Origin of the sequence: Bradyrhizobium manausense (assembly GCF_001440035.1) — a bacterium.
Lineage (GTDB): Bacteria > Pseudomonadota > Alphaproteobacteria > Rhizobiales > Xanthobacteraceae > Bradyrhizobium > Bradyrhizobium manausense.
This window is the reverse complement of record NZ_LJYG01000106.1, coordinates 105071-111357: the sequence shown is the minus strand read 5'-3', so window position 1 is coordinate 111357 and position 6287 is coordinate 105071. Positions and strand designations below refer to the sequence as shown.

Annotated in this window: 5 protein-coding genes; 3 read left to right on the top strand and 2 right to left on the bottom strand. The window is 64.9% G+C overall.

Annotation, left to right across the window (positions count from 1 at the left end):
* Positions 1 to 79: 79 nt before the first annotated feature.
* Positions 80 to 1411 carry an IS1182 family transposase gene (locus AOQ71_RS29800; RefSeq protein ID WP_057742559.1) on the top strand — a complete coding sequence of 444 codons (1332 nt, stop codon included), beginning with the start codon at positions 80 to 82 and terminating at the stop codon, positions 1409 to 1411.
* Positions 1412 to 1532: 121 nt separating this feature from the next.
* Here the strand turns inward: AOQ71_RS29800 and AOQ71_RS46410 are convergent, their stop codons facing one another.
* A complete protein-coding gene (locus tag AOQ71_RS46410) occupies positions 1533 to 1706 on the bottom strand; it encodes a hypothetical protein (RefSeq protein WP_167354003.1) in 174 nt (57 codons plus the stop codon).
* 185 nt (positions 1707 to 1891) lie between these two features.
* Here AOQ71_RS46410 and AOQ71_RS29795 point away from each other — a divergent pair, with 185 nt between their 5' ends.
* Positions 1892 to 3721, top strand: a complete 1830-nt coding sequence (locus AOQ71_RS29795; RefSeq protein WP_057754440.1) for an aminopeptidase P family protein — start codon at positions 1892 to 1894, stop codon at positions 3719 to 3721.
* 109 nt (positions 3722 to 3830) lie between these two features.
* Positions 3831 to 5108: a multidrug effflux MFS transporter gene (locus AOQ71_RS29790; RefSeq protein ID WP_057754437.1), complete on the top strand. Its 1278-nt coding sequence runs from the start codon at positions 3831 to 3833 to the stop codon at positions 5106 to 5108.
* A gap of 102 nt (positions 5109 to 5210) precedes the next feature.
* Here the strand turns inward: AOQ71_RS29790 and AOQ71_RS48815 are convergent.
* On the bottom strand, positions 5211 to 6287 hold a 1077-nt coding region (locus AOQ71_RS48815; protein ID WP_283809622.1), incomplete at its 5' end, for a BRCT domain-containing protein.

The window sequence follows — 6287 nt, the reverse complement described above, 5'->3', positions numbered from 1 at the left end:
CACCCTACGAGACTGTGAATCTTTTGTACCGCGTGTCGGGCGAATGTGATTCTCTAGGCAGACTGATCTGCTGGAGAGGATGATGGCTGACGAGGGACTTTTTGGCGAATTGCCGGATCAGTCGGCGCCACGAACCGAAGCGGTGCCGCGGGGTGCACCTCGGCTGCGCGAGCCCGTGCGCAATCAGGTCGAATTGCGGGCGGTCGATATCGACAGCCTGATCGGGCAGGATCATCTGGCCCGGGTGATCTGGGCTTATGTCGAGGGGCTCGACCTGAGCGAGCTGGAAGATCGGGTTAAGGCACGGGAAAACAGGCCGGGCCATCCGGCGCCATCACCCCGGCTGCTGCTGGCGCTTTGGCTGTACGCCACGAGCGATGGCGTTGGCAGCGCGCGGGCGTTGGATCGGCTCTGCGACAGTCACGACGTCTACCGCTGGCTCTGCGGCGGCGTGTCTTTGAACTATCACACACTGTCGGATTTCCGGGTCGGCTGCGCGGACCTGCTGGACCGTTTGCTGGTCGAACATCTGGTGGCTCTGAATGAGGCAGGGCTGATTGATCTGGAGAAGCTGACCCAGGACGGGGTGCGGATACGGGCGAATGCGGGGGCCGGCTCGTTCCGGCGGGAGGCAACGCTCGGCCGGCAGATGGCCCAAGCGAAGGCTGTGGTGGAAGAGCTCAAGCGCGAGGTCGATGCGGATCCGGAAGCCAGCAGCCGGCGTATCAGGGCGGCCAGAGAGCGCGCGGCACGCGAACGCAGTGAGCGGGTGCAGGCTGCGCAGAGGGCTTTGGACGAGATCAAGCGGAAGCGCAAGCAACTCGACGAAAAAGGCGGCAATGGCAAAAAGCCGAAGGAGCCCCGGGCCTCCACCACCGACCCGCAGGCAAGGGTGATGAAGATGGCAGATGCCGGCTTCCGCCCCGCCTACAATGTGCAGGTGGCCAGCGCGGCCGGCGAACTGATCGTGGTCACGGTCGACATCGACAACAACGGATCAGATCGCGGCTTGATGCGGCCGATGCTGGAGCGAACGCGCACTCGGCTGAAGCGCTTGCCGCGTCGCTACCTCGCCGATGGCGGGTTCTGCAGCGGCGAGGACATCGAATGGGCGCACGGTGAAGGCGTCGAGGTCTACTGTCCTCCGCCCAACTCCAGGAGCGGTGTCGATCCCTTTTTACCTCGGAGCAGCGACGGTCCTGGCGTCGCGGCCTGGCGGGCCCGCATGGCCAGCGAAGCCGGCAAGGCACAGTACAAAGCCCGCACGATCTGCGAATGCATCCATGCCCGGTGGCGGAACTGGGACCTCAGGCAATTGACCGTGCGCGGCATCGAGAAGGTCCGTGCCGTCGTGCTCTGGTACGCCCTCACCAACAACATCCTGCAAGGACACCAACTGGCAAAAGCATAGACAGCACAGCCATCCCCCGGCGGTTCGACATCGACGGCCCCCGACATCAGCGCGGGCGCTACCCACTCTTTAATATCGAATGCGGAAATGACTCACAGGCTCTACGACACCGTCGATCTGGCTACTTCATCGGCTTCTCGTCACCGCGCGCCGAAGCGCGCAACGCCCGCCTTGCACGACGTTCGGCGAAACGCTCGATCATCTGGCTGATGAGGCCGCGCGGCTTCTTCGGTGTCGTTGCAACCGGCGCGCGGCGCACCGGCGGCGAAATCTTCTCAAAAGTGAACGATGGCATCGTGTGTCCCCTCGCCGTTGAGATGAACCACTTGCTCGAACTTCCCTGTTATCCGGACGAAGCGCAACTGCCGCATCCATTACTCCACTCAATTCGAATGGAACATTTTCAAGCACAGTCCATGCCAGATGAAAGGGCAATTGCGTCTACATTGCGGACTGATCCCCATGATCCTAAACTGAGCCATGTTCGAAGCACACTTCCAGACATTCGAGGAGCCCGAGGCCGGCGTCGCATTGACGGCGCGTCTGGCTGCGCTCCGTGAAGAACTCGCCCGCCGCAAGCTGACCGGCTTCGTCGTTCCGCGCGCCGATCAGCAGCAGAATGAATATGTGGCGCCCTCCGAAGAGCGGCTCGCCTGGCTGACCGGCTTCACCGGCTCGGCGGGACTTGCCGTGGTGCTGGCCCAGGAAGCCGCTGTCTTCGTCGACGGCCGCTACACCATCCAGGCCGCCAAGCAGATCGACCCCAAGGCATGGGCGGTGGAATCGCTGATCGATCCGCCGCCGGAGAGCTGGATCTCGGCGCATCTCAAATCGGGCGATCGCCTAGGATTTGATCCGTGGCTGCACACTTTTTCGGCAGCCGAACGCCTTTCGGCCGCCTGCAGCAAGGCCGGCGCCGAACTGGTGGCGGTCGACAGCAACCCGGTCGACGCAGTCTGGCAGGACCGGCCACATCAGCCGATCGCACCGGTCGCGATCCACGGCCTGCAATATGCGGGGGTCGCCGAGGCCGAGAAGGTGGCGCAGATCAAGAGCGAGATCGAGAAGCTCGGTGCCGAGGCGCTGGTGCTGTCGGACAGCCATGCGGTCGCCTGGACCTTCAACATCCGCGGCGCCGACGTCGCACACACGCCGCTGCCGCTGTCCTACGCGCTGGTGCCCAAGGTCGGCCGTCCCACCGTGTTCATCGACCACCGCAAGCTCTCCAATCTGACGCGCGACCATCTCGAGCAATCGGCCGACGTGCGCGAGCCCGACGCGCTGACGCCGACGCTGATGGCGCTGGCCAAAAGCGGTGCTGCGATCGCCCTCGATGGCGCTACCGCGGCCGAGGCGCTGAGCCGGTTGATCACCGAGGGCGGCGGCAAGCCGCTGCGCGGCAGCGATCCGATCGCGCTGCTGAAGGCGGTGAAGAACGCCACCGAGATCAAGGGGACGCAGACGGCGCACCGGCGCGATGCCATCGCGCTGGCGCGCTTCCTTGCGTTCATCGATCGCGAGGCAGGAAGCGGCAAGCTCACCGAGATCGACGCCGTCGAGGCGCTGGAGACCTTTCGTCGCGACACCGGTGCGTTGAAGGACGTGTCGTTCCCGACCATCTCGGGAACGGGGCCGAACGGCGCCATCGTGCATTACCGCGTCACCCGCAAGAGCAACCGGCGCATCGTGCCGGGCGATCTCCTGCTGATCGATTCCGGCGCGCAATATGAAGACGGCACCACCGACGTGACCCGCACCATGGCGATCGGCGAGCCGACCGCCGAGATGCGCGACCGCTTCACCCGCGTGCTGCGCGGCCATATCGCGATCGCGCGCGCGGTCTTCCCCGACGGCACCACGGGCGCGCAGCTCGACACGCTGGCGCGGCAATATCTGTGGGCCGCCGGAATCGATTTCGAGCACGGCACCGGCCATGGCGTCGGCAGTTATCTCAGCGTGCATGAAGGCCCGGCGCGGATCTCGAAACTCGGCACCACGGCGCTGAAGCGCGGCATGATCCTCTCCAACGAACCAGGCTATTACAAGACCGACGCCTTCGGCATCCGCATCGAGAACCTCGAGCTGGTGGTCGCGGCCGACATCAAGGGCGCCGAGAAAGCGATGAACGCGTTCGAGACGCTGACCTTGGCGCCGATCGATCGCCGGCTCATTGACACAGCGATGCTGAGCAAGGACGAGCTGGCCTGGCTCAACGCCTACCACGCCCGCGTCCGCACCGAGGTGGGGCCGGCGCTGGACGAGGCGACCAGGGCGTGGCTGGATCAGGCGACAGCGGAGCTGACGGCCTAGACGATGCGCGCATAGCGCCACGCAACTGGCGCAACGCTCCAGCATCGCGCATAGCCGCATACCGAAACGACCATGTTCGCGGCCGCAGCGATGCGGCTAGTGTCGATCCATGCACGGTATGATCAGCCAACCGCCGGGAGTGGCAACCAACATCGCGACTTCGCGCGTGGTGCTGCTGTTGCTGGTCGTCATGACCGGGATCGCGCCGATCTCGCTCTACATCCTGGTTCCGGCATTGCCCGTGCTGGCGACGAATTTCGGGCGCGACATCTCGATCGCCCAGATGACGGTGTCGCTCTACATGGTCGGCATCGCGCTATCGCAGCTCACCATGGGGCCGCTGTCGGACAGATTCGGCCGGCGTCCGGTTCTGCTTGGCGGCCTTGCGCTGATGGTCGCGGCGAGCATCGCCTGCATCTTCGCGCAAGACCTGCCGCAACTGATCGCGGCGCGCTTCTTCCAGGCGCTGGGCGGCGCCTCCGGCATGGTGATCAGCCGCGCCATCATCCGCGACATCTACGAACGCGACCGTGTCGCCTCGATGATCAGCCTCGTGGTTGCCGCCCTGATGATCGGACAAATGGTTTCGCCGCTGACCGGCGGCCTGATCGAGACCGCATTCGGCTGGCGCGCGATTTTCTACGCCGTCACCTTCGGCGCGGTTGCCGTCGCAATCGGCATCGCAATCGCACTGCCCGAAACGCGCCGCGACCGCGCAGTCGGCAGCGGCGGCTTTCGCAGCGACGTCGGCAGCCTGATCAAGAGCCGCGCCTTCATCGGCTATGTGATGTGCCAGGTGCTGGCCTCGCAGATCATCTTCACCTTCGCCGGCGGCGGACCCTATATCGTCGTGACGCAGATGGGCCGGACCAGTGCCGAATACGGCGCCTGGTTCGCCACGACAGGCTTTGCGTATCTCGTCGGCAATCTGCTCTGCGTGCGCTTTGCGCCGCGGCATTCGCTGGAGAAGCTGATCTGGTTTGGCCTGGCCCTGCAACTCTGCGGCAGCCTGCTGAATCTGCTGTGGAGTTTCACCGGCTGGAACGAGGCCCCAGGCTGGCTGTTCGGCACGCAGATGATCGTGATGGTGGGCAACGCCTTCGTGATGGCGAACTCTGCTGCGGGCGCCATCAGCGTCCGCCCCGAGGCCGCCGGCACCGCGTCGGGCGCCATGGGCTTTCTCCAGCAGGGTATCGGCGCGCTGATGTCGCAATTCGGCGCCTATCTCGGCGGCCATTCCGCAACGACCCTGCCGCTGACCTCGGCCGTGCTCGCGATCTCGCTGCTCTGCGCCTGCATGATGATCTTCGTCGTGCCGCGCCGGGACGTCATGGTGAGCGAGGAATTGATCGAGCAGGCGGAGGAGGAAGAGAGCGGGATGATGTGAGATTTTCTCACCGTCATTCCGGGGCGCCTCGAAGAGGCGAACCCGGAATCCCGAACTTCCGGGTTCGATGCTTCGCATCGCCCCGGAACGACAATACCAGCATCACTCCCCGATCAGCGCCAACCACTCATCCTCGGTGAGCACCTTGACGCCATGCTTGTTGGCGTCCGCGAGCTTCGAGCCGGCACCGGGGCCGGCGACGACGAGATCCGTCTTCTTCGACACCGAGCCCGAGACCTTGGCGCCAAGCCGCTCGGCGGTGGCCTTGGCCTCATCCCGCGTCATCTTCTCCAGCGAGCCCGTGAACACCACCGTCTTGCCGGCAACCGCCGAGTTGCTCTTCGGCTTTTCGGCGTCGATGATCTCGACCTCCCTGGTCAGCCGCTCGACGATGCCGCGGTTGTGGCTCTCGCCGAAATAATCGGCGATGCTCTTGATCACGGTATCGCCGATCTGGTCGAGCGCATCCATCTCCGCCATCGCCTCCTCGTCGCCCTTGGCGACCTTGAGGCAGGCGTCGTGGAAGGCATCCCAGGAGCCGTAGCCACGCGCAAGCGCCAGCGCGGTGGTTTCGCCGACATGGCGCATGCCGAGCGCATAGATGAAGCGCTCCAGTGCAATTCTGCGCCGGCTCTCGATGGCACTGAACAGATTGCGCACCGAGGTCGCGCCGTAGCCCTCGACCTCCTCGAGCTTGAGCCTGGAGTTGCGCTTCTCCAGCGTGAAGATGTCGGCGGGCTCTTTCACCCAGCCCTCGTCGAAGAAGTACTGGAGCTGCTTCTCGCCGAGGCCGTCGATGTCGAAGGCGCGCCGTGACACGAACAGCTTGAGGTGCTCGATCTTCTGATAGGGGCAGGCAAACTCGCCGGTGCAGCGCGCGCGCGAACCCTCTTCACCGGTTGCGGTCTCCTCGCGCACGACGTCGGTATGCAGCGGGCACGGGCACTTCTTCGGGAAAGCGAATTCCTTCGCACCCTTCGGCCGCTTGTCGAGCACGACGTCGACGACCTGCGGGATCACGTCGCCGGCGCGCTGGATCACGACGGTATCGCCGATCCTGATGTCGCGCCCCTCGCGCAGCACCTCGCCCTTGTTGCCGATGCCCTTGATGTAGTCCTCGTTGTGCAGGGTGACGTTCTGCACGATCACGCCGCCGACACCGACCGGCTCGAGCTTGCC

Bases quoted from the DNA above. Each gene is read 5' to 3' on its own strand.
- AOQ71_RS46410 (WP_167354003.1), bottom strand. From the start codon at position 1,706: ATGCCATCGTTCACTTTTGAGAAGATTTCGCCGCCGGTGCGCCGCGCG.
- AOQ71_RS29795 (WP_057754440.1), top strand. From the start codon at position 1,892: ATGTTCGAAGCACACTTCCAGACATTCGAGGAGCCCGAGGCCGGCGTC.
- AOQ71_RS29800 (WP_057742559.1), top strand. From the start codon at position 80: ATGATGGCTGACGAGGGACTTTTTGGCGAATTGCCGGATCAGTCGGCG.
- AOQ71_RS29790 (WP_057754437.1), top strand. From the start codon at position 3,831: ATGCACGGTATGATCAGCCAACCGCCGGGAGTGGCAACCAACATCGCG.